This window comes from Collinsella aerofaciens (assembly GCF_040915545.1).
Classification (GTDB): Bacteria; Actinomycetota; Coriobacteriia; order Coriobacteriales; family Coriobacteriaceae; genus Collinsella; species Collinsella aerofaciens_BE.
The window spans coordinates 1-19,603 of the sequence record NZ_JBCPDH010000033.1 but is presented as its reverse complement, the minus strand read 5'-3'; the positions used below and the strand labels follow the sequence as shown (position 1 = coordinate 19,603).

General features: G+C 60.1%; 19 protein-coding genes. 16 read left to right on the top strand and 3 right to left on the bottom strand.

The features are described 5' to 3' along the window. Window positions 1–474: 474 nt before the first annotated feature. Both AB5202_RS08775 and AB5202_RS08770 read left to right on the top strand, forming a co-directional pair. Window positions 475–1,428, top strand: a complete 954-nt coding sequence (locus tag AB5202_RS08775; protein ID WP_368144661.1) for a hypothetical protein — start codon at window positions 475–477, stop codon at window positions 1,426–1,428. Then, window positions 1,416–2,183, top strand: a complete 768-nt coding sequence (locus tag AB5202_RS08770) for a hypothetical protein (RefSeq protein ID WP_368144662.1) — start codon at window positions 1,416–1,418, stop codon at window positions 2,181–2,183. The genes AB5202_RS08775 and AB5202_RS08770 overlap by 13 nt, the downstream gene beginning before the upstream one ends. Before the next feature lie 240 nt (window positions 2,184–2,423). On the opposite strand, the gene AB5202_RS08765 is transcribed toward AB5202_RS08770, so the two are convergent. Together AB5202_RS08765 and AB5202_RS08760 are read right to left on the bottom strand one after the other, a co-directional pair. Continuing rightward, window positions 2,424–3,356 carry a type I phosphomannose isomerase catalytic subunit gene (locus AB5202_RS08765; RefSeq protein WP_438265670.1) on the bottom strand — a complete coding sequence of 311 codons (933 nt, stop codon included), beginning with the start codon at window positions 3,354–3,356 and terminating at the stop codon, window positions 2,424–2,426. 74 nt (window positions 3,357–3,430) lie between these two features. Beyond that, window positions 3,431–4,150, bottom strand: coding sequence for a GntR family transcriptional regulator (locus AB5202_RS08760; protein ID WP_156598143.1), 720 nt, complete (start codon window positions 4,148–4,150; stop codon window positions 3,431–3,433). Between the two features lie 303 nt (window positions 4,151–4,453). Here AB5202_RS08760 and AB5202_RS08755 point away from each other — a divergent pair, with 303 nt between their 5' ends. The 7 genes from AB5202_RS08755 (at window position 4,454) to nhaA (ending at window position 12,035) form a co-directional block, all read left to right on the top strand. Then, window positions 4,454–5,854: a glycoside hydrolase family 1 protein gene (locus AB5202_RS08755; RefSeq protein ID WP_117746098.1), complete on the top strand. Its 1,401-nt coding sequence runs from the start codon at window positions 4,454–4,456 to the stop codon at window positions 5,852–5,854. 119 nt (window positions 5,855–5,973) lie between these two features. Beyond that, complete coding sequence (locus AB5202_RS08750) at window positions 5,974–7,317, top strand: PTS sugar transporter subunit IIC (RefSeq protein WP_035137701.1); 1,344 nt, start codon at window positions 5,974–5,976, stop codon at window positions 7,315–7,317. Between the two features lie 161 nt (window positions 7,318–7,478). Next, window positions 7,479–7,781 (top strand): PTS sugar transporter subunit IIB, encoded by a 303-nt coding sequence (locus AB5202_RS08745; protein WP_368144359.1) that lies wholly within the window; start codon window positions 7,479–7,481, stop codon window positions 7,779–7,781. A 9-nt stretch (window positions 7,782–7,790) separates the two neighbouring features. Continuing rightward, window positions 7,791–8,123, top strand: a complete 333-nt coding sequence (locus AB5202_RS08740; RefSeq protein ID WP_199411192.1) for a PTS sugar transporter subunit IIA — start codon at window positions 7,791–7,793, stop codon at window positions 8,121–8,123. Window positions 8,124–8,364: 241 nt separating this feature from the next. Further along, window positions 8,365–9,318, top strand: coding sequence for an ROK family protein (locus AB5202_RS08735; protein WP_368144358.1), 954 nt, complete (start codon window positions 8,365–8,367; stop codon window positions 9,316–9,318). A 166-nt stretch (window positions 9,319–9,484) separates the two neighbouring features. Continuing rightward, window positions 9,485–10,408, top strand: a complete 924-nt coding sequence (locus AB5202_RS08730; protein ID WP_368144357.1) for a manganese-dependent inorganic pyrophosphatase — start codon at window positions 9,485–9,487, stop codon at window positions 10,406–10,408. Window positions 10,409–10,676: 268 nt separating this feature from the next. Beyond that, a complete protein-coding gene (gene nhaA, locus AB5202_RS08725) occupies window positions 10,677–12,035 on the top strand; it encodes a Na+/H+ antiporter NhaA (RefSeq protein ID WP_368144356.1) in 1,359 nt (452 codons plus the stop codon). Between the two features lie 86 nt (window positions 12,036–12,121). Here nhaA and AB5202_RS08720 read toward each other — a convergent pair whose 3' ends face one another. Then, the gene (locus AB5202_RS08720) at window positions 12,122–12,376 is read right to left on the bottom strand and encodes a hypothetical protein (RefSeq protein ID WP_022093864.1); all 255 of its coding nucleotides are present in this window, start codon (window positions 12,374–12,376) and stop codon (window positions 12,122–12,124) included. Between the two features lie 150 nt (window positions 12,377–12,526). Here AB5202_RS08720 and AB5202_RS08715 point away from each other — a divergent pair, with 150 nt between their 5' ends. The 7 genes from AB5202_RS08715 (at window position 12,527) to AB5202_RS08685 (ending at window position 19,499) form a co-directional block, all read left to right on the top strand. Next, the gene (locus AB5202_RS08715; RefSeq protein WP_368144355.1) at window positions 12,527–13,831 is read left to right on the top strand and encodes an aspartate aminotransferase type Ic; all 1,305 of its coding nucleotides are present in this window, start codon (window positions 12,527–12,529) and stop codon (window positions 13,829–13,831) included. A 51-nt stretch (window positions 13,832–13,882) separates the two neighbouring features. After that, window positions 13,883–14,197, top strand: a complete 315-nt coding sequence (locus AB5202_RS08710; RefSeq protein ID WP_035137695.1) for an STAS domain-containing protein — start codon at window positions 13,883–13,885, stop codon at window positions 14,195–14,197. A gap of 154 nt (window positions 14,198–14,351) precedes the next feature. Then, window positions 14,352–14,942: a twin-arginine translocase TatA/TatE family subunit gene (locus tag AB5202_RS08705; RefSeq protein ID WP_226802901.1), complete on the top strand. Its 591-nt coding sequence runs from the start codon at window positions 14,352–14,354 to the stop codon at window positions 14,940–14,942. Continuing rightward, complete coding sequence (gene tatC, locus AB5202_RS08700; RefSeq protein WP_055285525.1) at window positions 14,942–15,733, top strand: twin-arginine translocase subunit TatC; 792 nt, start codon at window positions 14,942–14,944, stop codon at window positions 15,731–15,733. Before AB5202_RS08705 ends, tatC begins: the two co-directional genes overlap by 1 nt. 6 nt (window positions 15,734–15,739) lie before the next feature. Next, on the top strand, window positions 15,740–16,096 hold the full coding sequence (gene hypA, locus AB5202_RS08695) for a hydrogenase maturation nickel metallochaperone HypA (protein ID WP_022093859.1): 357 nt from the start codon (window positions 15,740–15,742) through the stop codon (window positions 16,094–16,096). 55 nt (window positions 16,097–16,151) lie between these two features. Further along, window positions 16,152–16,835, top strand: coding sequence for a hydrogenase nickel incorporation protein HypB (gene hypB / locus AB5202_RS08690; RefSeq protein ID WP_006235936.1), 684 nt, complete (start codon window positions 16,152–16,154; stop codon window positions 16,833–16,835). A 54-nt stretch (window positions 16,836–16,889) separates the two neighbouring features. Then, the gene (locus AB5202_RS08685; RefSeq protein ID WP_368144353.1) at window positions 16,890–19,499 is read left to right on the top strand and encodes a DNA topoisomerase I; all 2,610 of its coding nucleotides are present in this window, start codon (window positions 16,890–16,892) and stop codon (window positions 19,497–19,499) included. Window positions 19,500–19,603: the final 104 nt, after the last annotated feature.

Sequence of the window (19,603 nt, the reverse complement as noted above, 5' to 3'; positions counted from 1 at the left end):
GCTCATGTAGGGATTCGCTCCGATCGTCAAGCTGTCATAATCCCGGCGGACCTGGGCGGGCGTATGGGGCAACATCGCCTGCTCGGGCAGTCCTGCTCGCACGGAGAGCACATTAAGTGCTCTCCGGCTCGTGCGGAACTCGCGATCGATGTTGCCCCATACGCCCGCCCAGGTCCTTAGATAACGTTGCTTGCGAACGTCGCTTTGCCCGTTCGCTTTTTGGTCTGGAGGGCCGGGTGGGCTGAATACTTAGACATGGCAAGGGGCTCCCCCGTTAAAGAACGGGGGAGCCCCTTGTTGCGTTTTGAATGGTGCGCTTGGCTTTGATGATTGATGATTTTATACGATTCAGTATAATTTCAGATAGACGCTAAAATGTAACCGAAATGAAAACGGTGATTGTACATGCTGATAAACTGCCTCCCAAAAAGACTCTTCTCTTTAGAGCTCGCTATCGACCCGGAGCCAGTTGAGATGCAGATTCCTCGCATGTATCTTGAGCGGTATTCGCTTCGCTTGGCACGGCTCGGCATGTCTAAACAGGGCCGTTTTATTGTTGCGGAACCAAAGGAACCGCCCAGTGTCATTTCGGCGCGAAATCTCGTCAGTGCGGTGCGCAAGTTAGATGTTCACCCGGTGGTAATTTGCTGGGATGCTATGGATTTAGGTTTTATGCGCGCGCTTTCTTCGGAGGGAATCGCATATATCCGAGATGAGCGAAATGCGTTCCTGCCGTTTATCGGAGCCGTTATTTCCGATGAGGTGCTGGGTGCTTCTCCCGCTGCTCCGCTTTCGTCCCAATCTCAACGAATCGTCCTAAATCTCATTGCGGGACGATGGGTTGACTGCTCCGCCGGCGACCTAGCGCGTCTGTGTGGCAAAAGCGCGGCAAGCGTCAGCGGCTATCTTTCGGAAATCGCCGCTATAGCTCCTGGGTTGATTATGCGGGACGGCAAAAAGCGTATATTGTGCGACGCCGGGCTGTCGACCGAGACGTTGCTAGATGGGTTTGAGGACTATCTTCGCACGCCAGTTTTAGAGCGAATCCGGCTCAAGAAGGTTATCGAGAGAACAGAGCTACGTGCCGTTGATGCGCTGCTTTCCGGTGTGTCTGCCCTTAGCTATATGTCCGACCTTGCCCATGAAGACTCTGCTCCAACCATTGCTCTCGAAAAATATCAGCTAGAGGCCTTGAAAGAGCATATGGGCGACAGATGGCTGGAGGCTCAGTGGTACGAACCGGCGGCAGTTGTGATTGAGGTCTGGTCGTATCCCGTGGACGCGCCGTCCGATATTAGTTTTGACGCGACGGGTTTGCAGTGTGTCGACCCGTTTTCCTTATACGTTGCTTGCGCAAAAGCAGATTACAAAGAAGATCGTCTGCTCGACGCGGTCGAACAGCTCAGGAGGACGATATGTCAAAAGTGAGGGGAATAGAGCGATTTGCCGATGCCATGAGCGGCTGTAAAGGCGGTTACGTCCTTATTGGTGGAGGGGCCTGCAGCGTTCTATTTGACAATGAGGGCGATTCGTTTAGAGCTACTGAAGACTTGGATATCGTCGTAATTGTTGATGGGGAAGGCGTTGAATTCGCCACTGCATTGTGGGCATTTATCAAAGCTGTCGGATATGAGACTGGGAAGGTCGGCGATGGAAAGTGCACTTACTATCGGTTCTGTTTGCCCGAAGGATCAAGGCAAGTCCTAGACTATCCCGGCCAAATTGAGCTATTCGCCCGACATCCTGATTTTGTGCTCGAAGATGAAACGAGCGAAGTGGCACCTCTTTCCTTTGACGGGGCCGTATCAAGTCTTTCGGCAATTATTCTCGACGATGGCTACTACGAATTTATTCGCGACAACGCAGCGAACGTAGAGGGCATTACGTTGCTCGATGCGCTCCATATCATTCCCCTCAAGATGCGTGCACACATTGATATCAATAGGAGCTATGAAGAAGGGCGCCATTGCAACGATAAAGATCGACGAAAGCATCGCTCGGATATTGTTCGACTTGCGGGTTTGTTGCCGCCTTCGGCTCGCTTGGAGCTAATAGAGCAAATGAGGGCTGACGCCGGAGACTTCTTTGCGGACTTTTCTTCTTATGTAAATCGGCAGACCGATCGTAAAGAGAGAGCGCGTCTTCAGGACACATTATCGTTTCTCGAAAAGGTCTACCTATAGGCACCTTGATTCGTTATGTATGGTGAGGGGCTCTCCCGTTTGATGAGCGGGGGAGCCCCTTGTTGCTTTTTGATTGTCGTAACTAGCCAGAGGCTCGCCGGGACGGGACGCGGGGTTTGGTCGATCGCGAGTTCCGCACGAGCCGGAGAGCACTTAATGTGCTCTCCGTGCGAGCAGGACTGTCCGAGCAGGCGACCAAACCCCGCGCCCCGTCCCGGCGAGCGCTTGGGGACCGGTGGCCTACAGGTGGCTGATGATCAGTTCCATCTTGCCTTCGAGGTCGATGGAGCTGACGGTGCTCGGGGCCAACAGGTAGCTTCCCTTGTGGACGGGGCCGCCGCAGACGGTGCCTTCGCCGTCGATGACCGACAGGCACATGAAGGGCCAGCGCTGGTCGAGGGTCTTGCTGCCGTTGACGCGCACGCGATCGACGGTGTAGCAGGGGTTGGACTCGAGCTCGGTCACGCCGTCCACCTCGGGCGCGGTCACCGTGCCGTCGGTCGGAGCCTGAGCATCAAAGTCGATGCAGTCGAGGCTCTGCTCAATGTGCAGCGGGCGCAGGTTGCCGTCAGTGCCGGGACGGTCGTAGTCGTACAGACGATACGTCACGTCGCTCGACTGCTGCGTCTCCAAAATGAGCGTGCCGGTCTTGATGGCGTGCACGGTACCGGAATCAATCTGGAAAAAGTCGCCCTTGTGAATCGGCAACACGTTGAGCATGTCGTCCCAACGTCCTTCCTCGATCATTTGTGCGGCCTCGGCGCGGTCCTTGGCACGCTGGCCGACGATGATCGTGGCGTCGGGCTCGCAGTCCAGCACATACCAACACTCGGTTTTGCCCAGGCTACCGTTCTCGTGCTCGGCAGCGTACTCGTCGTTGGGATGAATCTGGATCGAAAGGTCGTCCTTGGCGTCCAGAATCTTAATGAGCAGCGGGAACTCCTTGCCCTCGCAGTTGCCAAAGAGCTCGCGATGCTCGGCCCACAGCCACGACAGCGTGTGGCCGGCATACGGGCCCTCCGCAATCTGGCAGTCGCCGTTGGGGTGGGCCGAGATGGCCCAGCACTCACCGATGGGGCCATCGGGAATGTCGTAGCCAAATACGGTTTCGAGGTGGCGACCGCCCCAGATCTTCTCGTGGAAGATCGGCGTCAGCTTAATCAAATCGGACATGTTCATACCCCCATTGTGTTGCGCGGGCGCTGCACAAAACAGCTCAAAGCGAGCGCCCGGATGACTACAAAAACCTATGCCAACGTTACGTTGTGCAACTCAAAGCGGTCGCCAACGTTGCGCGAGACCGAATACTCAAAGGCGGCGCCGCTGTCCAAAAAGCCAATCTGGGTGAGCTCGAGCAGGGGAGAGCCAGGCTTGGTGTCCAAGCGCTCGGCTTCTTCCTCGGTTGCTGCCACGGCGCGAATGGTACGGTGGAAGCTCGAAATCTTCAGCCCACATTGCTCGCGGATGAAGTGGTAGACCGATCCGTACAGGTCCTTCTTTTTAAGGCCTGGAATCAGCTCGAGGGGCATGTAGGTGTACTCGATAACGATGGGCTTCTCATCGGCCTGACGCACGCGCACGATGTGATAGGCAAAGTCATCCTCGGCAATTCCCAGCTGGGCTGCGATGTCCGCTGGTGGATTAACAATCGAGAAATCGTAGACCACCGAGGTCACCTTCTCCCCGCGGTGCTCATACGAAAAGCCCTGGGCACGGTCGTTTTTGCCCTGGAAAAACGCCTGGCCGGGAAGCCCCGCCGTGTCCTTAACGTAGGTACCCGATCCGCGTCGGCTGGTAATAAGACCTTCCTCGGTGATTTGCTCGATAGCTCGTTTGACGGTGATTTTGGAAACGCTATAGAGCTCGCAGAACTCAACGACGGTGGGAAGCTTGTCGCCCGGTTTAAGAGTGCCATCCTCGATGCTTCGACGAATATCTGCAGCTATCGCCTCGTATTTGGGAATCATTGAACCTCCTTTCCGACATATATCAATACGCAAGTAAGTATAACCCTTAACAAGGCACCCATATAACCTTTATCTAAGAAGCTCGAGAAAGAAAAAAGAAAAAGACGCTTTACTTTTAGAATTAGAGCGCTATAGTTTAAGCAACGAACGGAATCTTTCCGCAGAACAGGATCGACCGTTTGGGGACGGTTTTGTTTTGGCGGGTTGGATATCGGTATGACCGGTGCGCGCCCGCGCCGGATAACCTGCCAAAGCAAACCCGTCTCCAACCGGAAGCTCTAGAACACGAAAGCGAGGACTTTGATGGCACAGTATCAGCTGCCCAACGACTTCTTCTTTGGCGCTGCTATGTCCGGCCCGCAGACTGAGGGTCAGTGGAACCAGGGCGGCAAGCTCGAGAACCTGTGGGACACCTGGTCCATCCAGGATCTGGGTTCGTTCTACAACCGCGTTGGCTCTTACGCCGGCAATGACTTTATGGCCAAGTACCAGGAAGACCTTCGCATTTTGAAGGACTTGGGTCTGGATACCTATCGCACTTCCATCCAGTGGAGCCGTCTGCTCGATGCCGACGGCAACCTCAACGAGGAAGGTGCCGCGTGGTATCACGAGTTGTTCCGCGCCTCTCGCGAAGCCGGCTTGGAGCCGTTTGTCAACTTGTACCACTTTGACATGCCCACCTACCTCTTTAACCGTGGCGGCTGGGAGAGCCGTGAGGTTGTCGAGGCTTACGCACATTACGCCGACGTCGCCTTCCACGAGTTTGGCCAGGAGATTAAGTACTGGTTCACCTTTAACGAGCCCATCGTCGAGCCCGAGCAGCGCTATCAGGAGGGCGTGTGGTTCCCGCAGCTCCACGACTTCAACCGCGCCCGCACCGTGCAGTATCACATCTCGCTGGCGCACGCGCTGGCCGTGGCCAACTATCGTCGCGCCTATGACGAGGGCGCTATTCGCGCCGATGCCAAGATCGGCATGATCAACTGCTTTACCCCGGTCTACACCAAGGAGAACCCCAGCGAGGCGGACCTCGAGGCCGTGCGCATGACCAGCGGCATCAACAACCGCTGGTGGCTCGACCTCATCACCAAGGGCGAGCTTCCTGCCGACGTGCTCGACAGCCTGGCCGAGGGCGGCGTTAAGCTCCCGTTCCGCGCCGGCGACCAAGAGATCCTCAAGCAGGGTGTTGTCGACTGGCTAGGCTGCAACTACTACCACCCCACGCGTGTTCAGGCGCCGGCGAGCAAGGTCGACCAGTACGGCCTGCCGCACTTTGCCGACGAGTACGTATGGCCCGACGCCGTTATGAACGAGAGCCGCGGCTGGGAGATCTACCCGCAGGGCCTCTACGACTTTGGCATGGACTGCGCTAAGAACTACCCCGATCTTGAGTGGTTCGTTTCCGAGAACGGCATCGGCATCATGGACGAATACAAGAACCGTGACGCCGAAGGAACCATCCAGGATGACTACCGCGTCGACTTTGTACGTCAGCACCTGGAGTGGGTGGCCAAGGCCATCGACGAGGGCGCCAAGTGCCGCGGATACCATTATTGGGCCGTCATCGATAACTGGTCTTGGGCCAATGCCTTTAAGAATCGCTATGGCTTTGTCGAGGTCGATCTGATGGATGGCTATAAGCGCCGTCTTAAGAAGTCGGCGGCCTGGCTCAAACAGGTCGCCACGACCCACGTGGTTGATTAGCGACCGGACGAACGTCCAGACCGCGCGCCGCCGCGCGCAACACATGGCACATCTGGTGGCAGAGGGCGACAGACCACCGTGCGCATAGGAAAGGCCGGATTTGAAAGTTAGGAGCAATCATGGCCAGTGACAACGGAAAGAGCTTCCTCGACAAGTTTGCCGAGGTCTCTGCGAAGGTGGGAAACCAGGTTCACCTGCGTTCCCTGCGTGACGCCTTCGCGACCATCACGCCGCTCTATATCCTTGCGGGTATCGCGGTTCTTATTAACAACGTCGTGTTCCCTCTGTTCCCGCTCGATGCGGCGGGCCTTGCCAACCTTCAGACGTGGGGCTCGGCAATTACGCTGGGCACCCTCAATGTCTCTGCCATTATCTTGGCCGGATTGATTGGCTACAGCCTCGCCAAGAACAAGCGTTTCGATAACCCGCTCGCTTGCGTGGTCGTCGCCATCTCTGCCTTCGTCATCATGATGCCGCAGCAGATCACCGCCTCGCTTGCCGCCACGAGCCCGCTGCTCACCGACAAGATCACCTCCGCCGAGGTCACGGGCGCCCTTTCGACTGCCAACACCGGCACCAACGGTCTGTTCTCGGCCATTATCATCGCTCTGCTCTCCGTCTCGCTCTTCATCAAGATTTCTGGCGTCGAGAAGCTCAAGGTTAAGCTGGGCGAGGGCGTGCCTCCCGCGGTCTCCAACTCCTTCAACGTCATGATCCCGATGCTGCTCAACCTCGCAATCTTCGCTCTTGCCGCAGCCCTGCTCGCCGTGTGCGCCGGCACCGATCTGTGCGCCATCATCTCCACGTGCATCTCCAACCCGCTCAAGAACATCATGAACGCCGGTCCGTGGGCTGTTATCCTCATCTACACCCTTGCCAACCTGCTGTTCTGCGTCGGTATTCACCAGTCCACCATCTCTGGCGCTACCGTCGAGCCGATCCTGACCATGCTCATTGTCGACAACATGGCTACCTTCGCCGCCGGTGGCACCATCCAGCCCGATCACTACATGAACATGCAGATCGTTAACAGCTTTGCCCTCATCGGCGGCTCGGGCTGCACCCTCATGCTTCTGCTCGACACGCTCCTGTTCTCCAAGAACAAGGCTTCCGAGACCGTTTCTAAGATGGCTATCCTGCCTGGTCTGTTCAACATCAACGAGCCGGTTATCTACGGTTACCCCATCGTGTACAACCTGCCGCTTATGATCCCGTTTGTCCTTCTTCCCGACCTGTTCATCGGCATCACCTATGGCCTTACCTGCGCAGGCATCATCAGCCCCTGCATCGCCCAGGTGCCCTGGACCATGCCTCCCGTCATCAATGCCCTGCTCGCTACGGGCTTTGACTGGCGCGCCGGCGTGTGGCAGGCTCTCGAGATTGTCATTGGCATGGCCGTCTACCTGCCCTTTATGAAGATTTCCGAGAAGGCAATCGCCAAGCAGGAGACTCTCGCCGAGTAGAACGCCTAACGTTCGTCCCTTTCACCTTTGCGGGCGCCGGTACGCGGTGCCGGTGCCCGCGGCTCTCTCCCTTGTGTAAAGATGCAGGGGGGTGGGCACAATAGCCGCAAGGAATAAAACCAGTTGTCGTCTGCGCGCCGCGCAGTTATAAGGAGGAAACCATGAAGAAGATCATGCTCTGCTGCAATGCCGGTATGTCCACGAGCCTGCTGGTCCAGAAGATGCAGGCCGAGGTTGCAAACCGTGGTCTGGATATCGAGATCGAGGCTCGTCCCATGAACGAGGCCCACGATCACCTGGACGAGTGCGACATGTTGCTGCTTGGCCCGCAGATCGGCTACACCAAGGGCGATTTTGAGAAGGAGGTCGCCGGTCGTTTTCCGGTCGAGGTCATCAACATGGTCGACTACGGCCGCATGAACGCTGCCGGCATCATCGACCACTGCGTCAGCGTGATGGGATAGGTGCTCTGCATGGAGGATATGAACGAACTGCAGATGACCTGCTTTGAGATCATCAGCTACGTCGGTACCGCCAAGAGCATGTACATCAATGCCGTGCAAAAGGCCAAGGAGGGCGATTTTGACGCCGCCGAGGAGCTTATCAAGCAGGGCGACGAGGCCTATAACGGTGGCCACGATGTTCACATGGGGCTTCTGAAGAAGGAGGCCAACGGCGAGCGTAACGGCGAGGCCCCGTTGATTCTGCTGCATGCCGAGGACCAGATGGCCGGTACCGAGACCATGCGCGTCATGGCGACGGAGCTCATCGAAATCCACAAGCAGCTGCAGGCACTTAAGGCCTAGTCGGCGTTATCGCCGCGAAGGACCGTGCGGTCCAACAGACAACATAGTCCCTTTGACGGGCGCCGGGAGTCTCCGCCTCCCGGCGCCTTTATTTTTGGGGATGGTCTTGCGCGGCCTGTTGAGCAGCCATTTGCGTTTCCCCAGATAAAACCTGCCAAAACAAACCTGTCCCTTTTTGGTAGGTTTTTGCCTTGGGAGCGGTACCATACAGACAATGTTTAAACGAGAAAGGTGGGCTCCCATGGAACCTAAGCAGTACTACATCGGCATTGACGTCGGCGGCACTTCGGTTAAGGAGGGCCTGTTCGACGAGGACGGAAACCTGCTGGCCAAGGCCAGCGTGCCCACGCCTCCCATCGTTGACGCTGCGGGCTTTGCCGCGGTGACCGAGGCTATCGACCAGGTGGTCGCCAAGGCACGGATTCCGCGTGCCTTTGTGGCGGGCATTGGCCTGGCCGTTCCGTGCCCCATCCCGGCATCGGGCGATGCCAAGGTCAAGGCCAACATTGCCATTAACCTGCCCGAGCTGAGGATCGCCATTCAAAAGCACTGCCCCGACGCGGTCGTTAAGTACGAGAACGATGCCAACGCCGCTGCCATGGGCGAGGCCTGGCTCGGTTCTGCCAAGGGCGTGCAGAACGTGGTGATGGTCACCATCGGTACCGGCGTGGGCGGCGGCGTTATCGTTAACGGCGATGTGGTATCGGGCGTTGTGGGCGCCGGCGGCGAGATTGGCCATATGTGCCTGAACCCGGCCGAGGAGCGTACCTGCGGCTGCGGTGGCCATGGCCACCTGGAGCAGTATTCCAGTGCCACCGGCGTGGTGAGCAACTACCTTGCCGAGTGCAAGAAGGCGGGCGTCGAGCCCATCGAGCTCACCGGCCCCTCAGATTCCAAGGACGTGTTCCAGGCCTGCCGCGAGGGTGACAAACTGGCGCTGGCAGCTGCCGATACCATGGCCGACTATCTCGGCCGCGCTCTGGCGCTTATCGCCAACGTGGTCGACCCCGAGATGTTCCTGATCGGTGGTGGCGCGTCCGCTTCGGCCGATGTCTACCTCGACGCCGTTCGCGAGCACTTCCAGCGCTACGCGCTTTCCGCCTCGCGTGAGACGCCCATTAAGGTCGCTTCGCTCGGCAACGACGCCGGCATCATCGGCGCCGCCTACGTAGCTCTGCGCGCCGCCGGTAAATAGCTGGTGCAAGGGGATCAGGTTACTTTGCACCAACACGGTGTAAAAGGGACAGCCTTGGCCCCCGTGCCTGCCCCAAAATATGCCGTGGCCCTTCCGTCTGCGAAGGCTCGGCATCGGCGTGCTACCATAGCTACGTCCAAGTACACATATCAAGTGGAGGAAACCCATGGCAAACGTTCTTGTCTTTGGTCACCAGAACCCCGATAACGACGCCATCATGAGCACCGTCGTCCTGTCCCAGCTGCTCAACCAGGTTGAGTATGCCGGCAACACCTACGAGGCCTGCGCCCTTGGTCAGCTTCCGGCAGAGTCCGCCAAGCTGCTCGCCGACGCCGGCATCGCCGAGCCTCGCGTGATCGAGTCCGTCGAGGCCGGTCAGCTCGTCGTCCTCACCGACCACAACGAGTCCGCCCAGTCCGTCGCCGGTCTTAAGGACGCCACGGTCTTTGGCGTCGTCGATCATCATCGCATCGGCGACTTCGAGACCGCCGGCCCGCTGCACTACATCTGCCTGCCCTGGGGCTCCAGCTGCACCATCGTCACCAAGCTCGCCGGCGTGCTCGGCGTTGAGCTTTCCGACGTCCAGGCTAAGCTGCTGCTCTCGGCCATGATGACCGACACGCTCATGCTCAAGAGCCCCACCACCACCGATGTCGACCGCGCCGTCGCCGCCAAGCTCGGCGAGCAGGTGGGCGTCGACCCGGTCAAGTTTGGCATGGAGGTCTTCCTTACCCGTCCGTCCGGCTCCTTCACCGCAGCCGAGATGGTCGGCAACGACATCAAGATGTTCGAGCCCGCCGGCAAGAAGCTGCTCATCGGCCAGTACGAGACCGTCGACAAGAGTCGTGCGCTCGGCATGATCGACGAGATTCGCGAGGCCATGCGCGCCTACGCCGCCGAGAAGGGTGCTGACGGCATTGTCCTGTGCATCACCGACATCATGGAGGAGGGCTCGCAGGTCCTGCTCGAGGGCGAGACCGAGGCCGCTCAGAAGGGCCTGGGCATTGCCGACGAGCACGACGGCGTCTGGATGCCGGGCGTCCTCTCCCGTAAGAAGCAGGTCGCTGCCCCCATCATGGCCGCCTGCTAGGTTTAGTTCACTAAACGCCACGGGCCGGATCGCGGACGCCCCGCGCTCCGGTCGTTTTTTGTGCACGGCGCCGCGTCGTCTCTTGGACAGGCGTGCCCGTGCCGTTGGGCAAATAATGTTCAACCTGTGGTTCCGCTTTTCGGCCACGCCTGCGTGCTTGTCGTGCAGGGTAGGCTAGATGCAAGCGTAATACGTTAGAGCGCGGCGCCGCCACTTGGGCGGGCCGTGCTTTTTTAAGACGGGAGCCTTCCCGTGAAAGGAGCCGCCCATGGCAGCACCCGAGCAGCTGTTCAACGTCCGTGAGCGCAAGCGTTTTGAGCGTCACGACATCTGGGAGCGCATTGCCGAGAACGGCACGATTTCCGCCGCCGTCATGGTCTTCGCCGCCATTGCCGCCGTCATTTGCGCCAATACCGATGCCTACGAGGCCATCCATCACTTTTTGGAGACCCCGCTGTATGTGGGTCTGGGCAACCTTACGGCCGGTCTCACCGTTGAACTTTTCGTCAACGACTTCCTCATGGCGATTTTCTTTTTGCTCGTGGGCATTGAGCTTAAGTACGAGATGACGGTCGGCGAGCTCAAGAATCCGCGTCAGGCCATGCTTCCCATGCTGGCGGCCGTGGGCGGTGTCGTCGTTCCCGCCTGCATCTACCTGATCTTTAACCATGCCGGCGCCCACAACGGTTGGGCCATCCCCATGGCAACCGATATTGCCTTTGCGCTGGGCGTGCTGTCGCTTTTGGGCAATCGCGTGCCCAACGGCGTGCGCGTGTTCTTCTCGACGCTCGCCATCGCCGACGACCTCATCTCCATCGCCGCCATCGCCATCTTCTACGGTCAGAGCCCCAATTCGTTTTGGCTGGGTGCCGCCGCGCTCGTGACCTGCGCGCTCGTGTGGCTCAACAAGACGCAGCATTACCGCCTTGCCCCGTATTCGGTACTGGGTCTGCTGTTGTGGTTCTGCATGTTCAAGAGCGGCGTACATGCCACACTTGCTGGCGTCATCTTGGCCTTTACCATCCCGGCCAAGTGCGGCGTTAAGCTCGATAGCCTCACCGATTGGTTGGGCGAGTGCCTGCCGCTGCTCGATGACCGCTACGACGACGAGGCACACATCCTGGGCCAGCATGACTTTACCGTCTCGACCACCAAGGTCGAGCGCGTCATGCACCGCGTGACCCCGCCGCTCATCCGCATGGAGCGTCTGATCTCCACGCCGGTCAACTTTGTGATTCTGCCGATCTTTGCGTTCGTGAACGCACAGGTTCGCCTGGTGGGCGTGGACATGAGCACGCTGCTCACCGACCCGGTGACGCTCGGCGTGTACTTTGGCATGCTGCTGGGCAAGCCGATCGGCATCTTTGGTATGACGTTTGCCTTGGTCAAGCTCAAGGCCTGCGAGCTGCCGCACAACGTCAACTGGCACATGATTGCCGGTGTGGGCATTCTGGGCGGTATCGGCTTTACCATGTCGATTCTCATCAGCGGTCTCGCCTTTCCGACGGCCCAGTTTGAGGTTCTTGCTGCCAAGGCTGCCATTCTTGCCGGTTCGGTCACCGCTGCCGTGCTCGGCATGATCTACATGAGTGTTGTCTGCAAACACCCCGCGCCCAAGGACGAGTAAAAGCACATACAAGTTTGAAAACGCCGCCTGTGAACACCATCACAAGCGGCGTTTTAGTCATTGGGGACGTTCATAAATGACTAGGTTTATTCCACGGTGCCGTAGACGGCGCCCCAGCCGTGGGCGGCCAAGGCGGAGTTGAGCTGGTCGCAAAGCGATTGGCGGTCGTAGTAGCCGGGCGGCAAAAGGTTGACGATTTCCATGAGATCGGGTGCCAAGTCCAAGATCTCGGCCTGCACGATCAGATCCAGGCGGTCGATGGCGTGGCGGTCGTAAAACAGTCCGTCGACCAGGCGCTGCAGGTCGCCGAATTCTTCGGCCTGGAACGATCCGTATTCCATAGTGCCTCCTTGGGCGCCCCACGCCGGCATGCGCGGCGATTCGTAATTTATTGCGATGTACTTAATCTATCACGGCTTCATAACGTTGCGGCGGTGGCGGTCTATACTTAGACGAACTGCAACGTACCGCTTCGCGAAAGGTCGCACCCCATGCAGACGATCTACCAGAAGATGGAAACCACCGAACTCGATGTCGCCATCGAGGCGCTCAAAGCCGAGGTCGCCGAGGTCAAGGCCAAGGGCCTGGCGCTCGACATGGCGCGCGGCAAGCCGTCGCCCTCCCAGGTGGACATCTCGCGCCCCATGCTCGATATCCTCAATGCCGACGCCGATCTGCACGACGGCAACGTCGATTGTTCCAACTACGGCTGTTTTGAGGGTATTCCCTCGGCACGCAAGTTGGCAGGGGAGTTCCTGGGCTGTCCCGCCGAGCAGACGCTCGTACTGGGTTCGTCGAGCTTGCTGATCGAGCACGATATCGCCGGTATGTTCTGGCGTTGCGGCTCATGTGGTAGCGACCCTTGGGAGGCTTACGAGGCCGCGCACGACGGCAAGAAGGTCAAGTTCCTGTGCCCGGTTCCCGGCTACGACCGCCACTTTGGCATCACCGCCGATCTGGGTATCGAGAACGTCCCCGTCGCGATGACCGACAACGGCCCCGACATGGACGAGGTCGAGCGCCTCGTCGCCGCCGACGATTCCATCAAGGGCATCTGGTGCGTGCCCAAGTATTCCAACCCCACGGGTATCACCTTTAGCGAGGACACTGTGCGCCGCCTGGTCGAGATGTCCACGGCCGCGCCCGATTTCCGCATCTTCTGGGACAACGCCTACTGCGTGCACGACCTGTACGACGAGACCGACGAGCTCGCCAACATCTTCGATCTTGCCCGCACGGCGGGCACCGAGGACCGCGTGGTGGCCTTTGCCTCGACGTCCAAGATCACTTTCCCGGGTGCCGGTATCGGCTTTATCGGTGCGAGCCCCGCGGTTATCGCGGAGTTCTCCAAGCGCCTGAAGGCCGGCCTCATCAGCGCCGATAAGCTCAACCAACTGCGCCACGTGCGTTTCCTTCCCACCATCGAGGCGGTCAAGGAGCACATGAAAAAGCATGCCGAGTTCTTGCGCCCGCGCTTTGAGGCCGTCGAGCGCAAGCTCACCGAGGGCTTGGGCGACACGGGCTGCGCCACCTGGACGCACCCCCGCGGCGGCTACTTTGTAAGCTTCGATGGTCCCGAGGGCTCGGCCCAAAAGGTCGCCGCGCTCTGCGCCGACCTGGGCGTCAAGCTCACACCGGCCGGCGCCACTTGGCCCTATGGCAAGGACCCGCGCGACACCAACATCCGCATCGCGCCGAGCTATCCCACGGTCGAGGACCTGGAGGCCGCGCTCGATGTGCTGGTGCTGGCCGTTAAGCTCGTCGCTGCCGAGCTTGCGCGTGCCGAGCGCGCCTAACGCGCGGCTTCCCGTACTATCCGCACTTTCGATACGTAAAGGAGCGTATACATGGATTTGGGTATTTCCACCAACCCCACGCCAGAGCTCTACACCATTAAGGTAACCGGCGAGATCGATATCTCTAACGCCGATAGCCTGCGCAATGCCATCGACCTGGCGCTCGAGCAGCCCACCGAGGCCGTTGAGCTCGATTTTGCCCAGGTGAGCTACATCGATTCGACGGGCATTGGCGTGCTCGTGGGCGCTGCGCACCACGCGGTCGACCACGGCAAGCGCTTTAGCTGCACCAATGTGCAGCCCCCGGTGATGCGTGTGGTCCAGCTGTTGGGTGTCGACCAAGAGATTTCGATCACCGCTGCATAATCTTTGCCCCCCAAAAGGGCGTGCCGTTTGGCATATGTTTGTGATGCGCTCGGACGTTTTGGCGTCCGGGCGCTATACTTGACCGAATGAATAGACGAGTTCCGGCCGAATGGCGCGGTGCGGGCTCGACTCACATCGAGCCTTGGAGGTATGTGTGTTTGGTATTGGAGAGGGTGAGCTCGCGATCATCGTGGTCTTCGGCTTTTTGCTGTTTGGCCCGGATAAGCTCCCACAGATGGGCCGCACGATCGGCCGTGCCATCCGTCAGTTCCGCGAGACGCAGGAAAAGATGACGGCCGTTGTTCAGTCCGAGATTATCGATCCGGTGAGCGAGGCCGCTTCGGCCCCGGTCAAGCCCAAGAAGGCTGCTGCGACCGACGACGATTCCGATGCGGACGAGGATGCCGCCGAGACGGCAGCGCCCGCCAAGAAGGAGACCTTTGCCGAGCGTCGCGCCCGTCTTGCTGCCGAGAAGGCCGCGAGCGAGGCTGCCGCCGAGGGCGAGGGTGCTGCTGAGGAGTCCGAGGCCGAGGGTGCCGAGCCTGCCGCTGCCGCTGAGCCTGTCGTCGAGCCTGAGCCTGCTGCAGAACCGGAGCCCGAGCCCGAGCCGGCAGAGCCCACGACGGCCGACCTCTACGCCCGTCGTCCCCGCAAGCGCAAGGCCGTCGTCGACCAACTTGCCCGCGAGCTCGAGGCCGAGGACGACGCCGCTGCCGCCGATGCACCGAAGGGAGGCGATGAGTAATGCCTATCGGACCTGCGCGCATGCCGCTCTTCGATCACCTGGGCGAGCTCCGTCGCCGCCTGACCATCGTGGTCGTGTCGGTGTTTGCCGCCGCCATCGTGCTGTATTTCGCCACACCCGTGGTGCTCGACATCTTGGAAGACCCCATCCGCTCCTTTGTGCCGGACGGTAAGTTCTACATCACCACCACGCTCGGCGGCTTTGGCCTGCGCTTCTCGCTGGCCATCAAGATGGCCGTGGTCATGTGCACGCCCATGATCATCTGGCAGATTCTGGCATTTTTCCTGCCGGCACTGCGTCCCAACGAGCGCAAATGGGTCGTGCCCACGGTGCTCGCCTCGACGGTGCTGTTCTTCCTGGGCGCTATCTTCTGCTACTTCATCATCATCCCTGCAGGCTTTGAGTGGCTCATCGGCGAGACTTCGGCCGTCGCCACGGCGCTGCCCGATCTGGAGAACTACGTCAACATGGAGCTGCTCTTTATGATCGGCTTTGGTGTGGCGTTCGAGCTGCCGCTCATCATCTTCTACCTGTCCGTCTTCCATATCGTGTCCTACGCTGCCTTCCGCAGTGCCTGGCGTTATGTATACGTTGGCCTGCTTGTGGGCTCGGCCGTGATCACGCCCGACGGCTCGCCCGTCACGCTGGGTCTTATGTACGGCGCCTTGCTCTCGCTCTACGAGATCTCGCTCGCCATCGCCCGCGTGGTCATCACCGCGCGCGAGGGCAAGGAGGGCCTGTTCGTGAGCCGTCTGGACCTGTTCTCGGACGATGAGGACGACGAGGAGTAAATCGGTATGCACGAGGTTGGCATTGTCAACGGCATACTCGATACAGTGATTCGCGCGGCGCGTGGGGCGGGGGCCTCGCGCGCCGTTTTGGTGACGCTGCGTATCGGGGATATGACCGAAGTTGTGCGCGAGGCGCTCGACTTTGCGTGGGAGACGTTTCGCGACGAGGACCCGCTCACGCGAGGCTGCGAGCTTGCCGTGGAGGAGGTCCATCCACAAAGCGAGTGTCTGGACTGTGGCGAGGTTTTCGACCACGATCGCTTCCACTGTCGCTGTCCCCAGTGTGGTGGTGCCAACGTGCGCCTACTGCACGGCCGCGAGCTCGATATCGCGAGTATCGAAATCGAAACCCCCGACGATTAGCCCGCTAGCCATCTGGTGATGGGGTATAAAGGGGCCAAAGTAAGGAGCGCTAAGTATGGCCGAGAAAACGATTGATATCGCATCGCCGATTCTGTCGCGCAACGAGCGCCTGGCAGATCAGCTGCGCCAGCGATTTAATGAGACAAACACCTATGTGATCAACGTCTTGTCGAGCCCCGGTTCGGGCAAGACCACCACGATCCTGGGCACCAACGAGCGCCTGCGCGACAAGGCTGGCCTGCGCTGCGCCGTCATCGAGGGCGATATTGCCTCGGATGTCGACGCCATCACCATGAAGGAAGCCGGCATGCCCGCCATCCAGATCAACACGGGCGGCCTGTGCCATCTCGAGGGCAACATGATCATGGAGGCCGTTGACGCGTTCGACCAGGCCGTTGGTCTGGAGAACATCGACGTCATCTTTATCGAAAATGTGGGCAACCTGGTCTGCCCGGTCGACTTTGACTTGGGCGAGAACCTGTCCATCATGATCCTCTCAGTGCCCGAGGGCGACGACAAGCCCATCAAGTACCCGGGCATCTTCCAACACGCCGGCGCACAGCTGCTCAACAAGGTCGACGTGGCCCCGGCTTTCGATTTTGACATGGATAGGTATACTAAGACACTCGATGACCTCAATCCGCAGGCGCCGCGGTTTGCCGTGAGCGCGCGCAAGGGCGAGGGCATGGATGCCTGGTGCGATTGGCTCATCGGGCAGATCGAGCAAGCAAGGGCGTAAATCGGCCGCCATACGGGCGGGCGTAGCCGCAGAGACACGAGATAGGAGCCTCTTTTGAAGCTCATCATCGCCGAGAAAAACGACGCCGCGCGTCAGATCGCCGAGCGTCTGTCCACGGGCAAACCAAAAAAGGACAAGGTGTACAACACCGCCATCTACCGTTTTGAGTGGAAGGGCGAGGAGTGCGTGACGATCGGCCTTGCCGGTCACATCCTTGCGCCCGATTTTTGCGACAGCGTGCTGTTCGATAAAAAGCTGGGCTGGTATTCGGTTACCGAGGACGGCGAGATGCTACCGGCCGACATGCCCGATGGCCTGGCACGCCCGCCCTACGACACCAAGCGCAAGCCGTTTCTTGCCGACGGCATCTCCATCAAGGGCTGGAAGCTCGAGAGTCTGCCGTATCTCACCTGGGCACCCGTCATTAAGCTGCCGGCCGAGAAGGAACTCATCCGCTCGCTTAAGAACCTTGCCAAAAAGTCCGACAGCGTCATCATCGCCACGGACTTCGATCGCGAGGGCGAGCTGATCGGTTCGGACGCCCTCAACAAGGTGCGCGAGGTTGCGCCGGACTTGCCGGTTGCCCGCGCCCAGTATTCTTCGTTTACCAAGGCCGAGATCACGCAGGCCTTCGATAATCTCGTCTCGCTCGACCAGAATCTGGCCGACGCCGGCGAGAGCCGCCAGCACATCGACCTTATCTGGGGCGCGGTGCTCACGCGCTATCTGACGCTCGCCAAGTTTGGCGGCTTTGGCAACGTGCGTTCCGCCGGCCGCGTGCAGACGCCGACGCTTGCCCTGGTGGTCGAGCGCGAACGCGAGCGCATGGCGTTTGTGCCCGAGGACTATTGGCAGATTCGCGGCATGGGCGCCGCGCAAGGCGCTGCCGAGGACGATCGCTTTAAGATCGCGCACAAGACGGCGCGCTTTACCGACAAGGATGCTGCTGAGACGGCGTACGGTCACGTTGACGGTGCCAAGACGGCAACCGTCGCCGCGGTGACCAAGCGCTCGCGCAAGCAGCAGCCGCCCACGCCGTTTGCGACCACCTCGCTGCAGGCTGCCGCCGCAGCCGAGGGTATCTCGCCTGCGCGTACCATGCGCATCGCCGAGTCCCTCTACATGGCCGGTCTCATCAGCTACCCGCGTGTCGACAATACCGTATACCCCGCGACGCTTGATCTGGGCGCTGTGGTGAGTGACCTTGCAAAGATCAACCCGGCGCTGGCGCCCGTATGCAAAAAGGTCCTCGCCGGCCCCATGAAGCCCACGCGCGGCAAGGTCGAGACCACCGACCACCCGCCTATCTATCCCACGGGCGAGGGCGATCCGTCCACGCTCGACGGCGGTCAGCGCAAGCTCTACGACCTCATCGCCTGTCGCTTCCTGGCGACGCTTATGGGTCCTGCGACCATTGAGAACACCAAGCTCGAGCTCGACGTCAACGGCGAGCCGTTCGTGGCCTCGGGTGACGTGCTCGTGACCCCTGGCTTCCGCGAGGCCTATCCGTACGGCCTTAAGCGCGATGAGCAGATGCCGCCGCTGGAGCAGGGCGATACGGTCGACGTGTTCGACATTAAGCTCGAGGCCAAGCAGACCGAGCCGCCCGCGCGCTACAGCCAGGGCAAGCTCGTGCAGGAGATGGAAAAGCGCGGCCTGGGCACCAAGTCCACGCGCGCGAGCATCATCGAGCGCCTGTACGCCGTGCGCTACCTCAAAAACGATCCCGTGGAGCCGAGTCAGCTGGGCATCGCCATCATCGATGCACTGACGCAGTTTGCCCCGCGCATCACGAGCCCCGATATGACCAGCGAGCTCGATGGCGACATGACCCGCGTGGAGCGCGGCGAGGATACCGAAGAGCATGTCGTGACGCACTCGCGCGCGCTGCTGGCCGGCGTGCTCGACGAGCTGCTCAAGCACACGCAGGAGCTGGGCGACGCCATCAGCGACGCCGTCACGGCCGATGCGCGCGTGGGCGCTTGCCCCAAGTGCGGCAAGGACCTGGTTATGAAGACGAGTGCCAAGACCCGTGGCAGCTTCATTGGCTGCATGGGCTGGCCCGACTGCGACGTGACCTATCCGGTGCCGAGCGGCGTCAAGGTAAGCCCGCTCGAGGGCGAGGCGGCCGTGTGCCCCGAGTGTGGCGCGCCGCGCATTAAGTGCCAGCCGTTCCGCCAGAAGGCTTTCGAGATCTGCGTGAACCCGACGTGCCCCACCAACTACGAGCCCGACCTTAAGGTGGGCGAGTGCAAGGTGTGCGCCGAGGCCGGACGCCATGGCGACCTGATCGCGCACAAGAGCGAGAAGAGCGGCAAGCGCTTTATCCGCTGCACCAACTACGATGACTGCGGCGTGAGCTATCCTCTACCGGCGCGCGGTAAGCTCGAGGCGACGGGTGAGACCTGCCCCGAGTGCGGCGCCCCCATCGTGGTGGTCAACACGGCGCGCGGTCCGTGGCGTATCTGCGTCAACATGGACTGCCCGACCAAGGAGAAGAAGCCCGCCCGCGGCCGCAAGACCACGACCAAGGCGAGCACGGCCAAGAAGACGACGGCGGCCAAGAAGACAACGGCGGCAAAGAAGACTGCTGCCAAGAAGACGACCGCCAAAAAGACGACGGCCAAGAAGTCGACTGCCAAAAAGACCGCTGCCGATAAGTAGCCGCACGGTCGAAACATCACCTAAAACAAAAGGCTCTGTTAGACCAGGATTGACATACATGTGTCCCCACGGTGCCATATCGTTGACCCCGTAGACCGCGATGA

Bases quoted from the DNA above. Each gene is read 5' to 3' on its own strand.
- AB5202_RS08775 (WP_368144661.1), top strand. From the start codon at position 475: ATGCAGATTCCTCGCATGTATCTTGAGCGGTATTCGCTTCGCTTGGCA.
- AB5202_RS08770 (WP_368144662.1), top strand. From the start codon at position 1,416: ATGTCAAAAGTGAGGGGAATAGAGCGATTTGCCGATGCCATGAGCGGC.
- AB5202_RS08765 (WP_438265670.1), bottom strand. From the start codon at position 3,356: ATGTCCGATTTGATTAAGCTGACGCCGATCTTCCACGAGAAGATCTGG.
- AB5202_RS08760 (WP_156598143.1), bottom strand. From the start codon at position 4,150: ATGATTCCCAAATACGAGGCGATAGCTGCAGATATTCGTCGAAGCATC.
- AB5202_RS08755 (WP_117746098.1), top strand. From the start codon at position 4,454: ATGGCACAGTATCAGCTGCCCAACGACTTCTTCTTTGGCGCTGCTATG.
- AB5202_RS08750 (WP_035137701.1), top strand. From the start codon at position 5,974: ATGGCCAGTGACAACGGAAAGAGCTTCCTCGACAAGTTTGCCGAGGTC.
- AB5202_RS08745 (WP_368144359.1), top strand. From the start codon at position 7,479: ATGAAGAAGATCATGCTCTGCTGCAATGCCGGTATGTCCACGAGCCTG.
- AB5202_RS08740 (WP_199411192.1), top strand. From the start codon at position 7,791: ATGGAGGATATGAACGAACTGCAGATGACCTGCTTTGAGATCATCAGC.
- AB5202_RS08735 (WP_368144358.1), top strand. From the start codon at position 8,365: ATGGAACCTAAGCAGTACTACATCGGCATTGACGTCGGCGGCACTTCG.
- AB5202_RS08730 (WP_368144357.1), top strand. From the start codon at position 9,485: ATGGCAAACGTTCTTGTCTTTGGTCACCAGAACCCCGATAACGACGCC.
- nhaA (WP_368144356.1), top strand. From the start codon at position 10,677: ATGGCAGCACCCGAGCAGCTGTTCAACGTCCGTGAGCGCAAGCGTTTT.
- AB5202_RS08720 (WP_022093864.1), bottom strand. From the start codon at position 12,376: ATGGAATACGGATCGTTCCAGGCCGAAGAATTCGGCGACCTGCAGCGC.
- AB5202_RS08715 (WP_368144355.1), top strand. From the start codon at position 12,527: ATGCAGACGATCTACCAGAAGATGGAAACCACCGAACTCGATGTCGCC.
- AB5202_RS08710 (WP_035137695.1), top strand. From the start codon at position 13,883: ATGGATTTGGGTATTTCCACCAACCCCACGCCAGAGCTCTACACCATT.
- tatC (WP_055285525.1), top strand. From the start codon at position 14,942: ATGCCTATCGGACCTGCGCGCATGCCGCTCTTCGATCACCTGGGCGAG.
- hypA (WP_022093859.1), top strand. From the start codon at position 15,740: ATGCACGAGGTTGGCATTGTCAACGGCATACTCGATACAGTGATTCGC.
- hypB (WP_006235936.1), top strand. From the start codon at position 16,152: ATGGCCGAGAAAACGATTGATATCGCATCGCCGATTCTGTCGCGCAAC.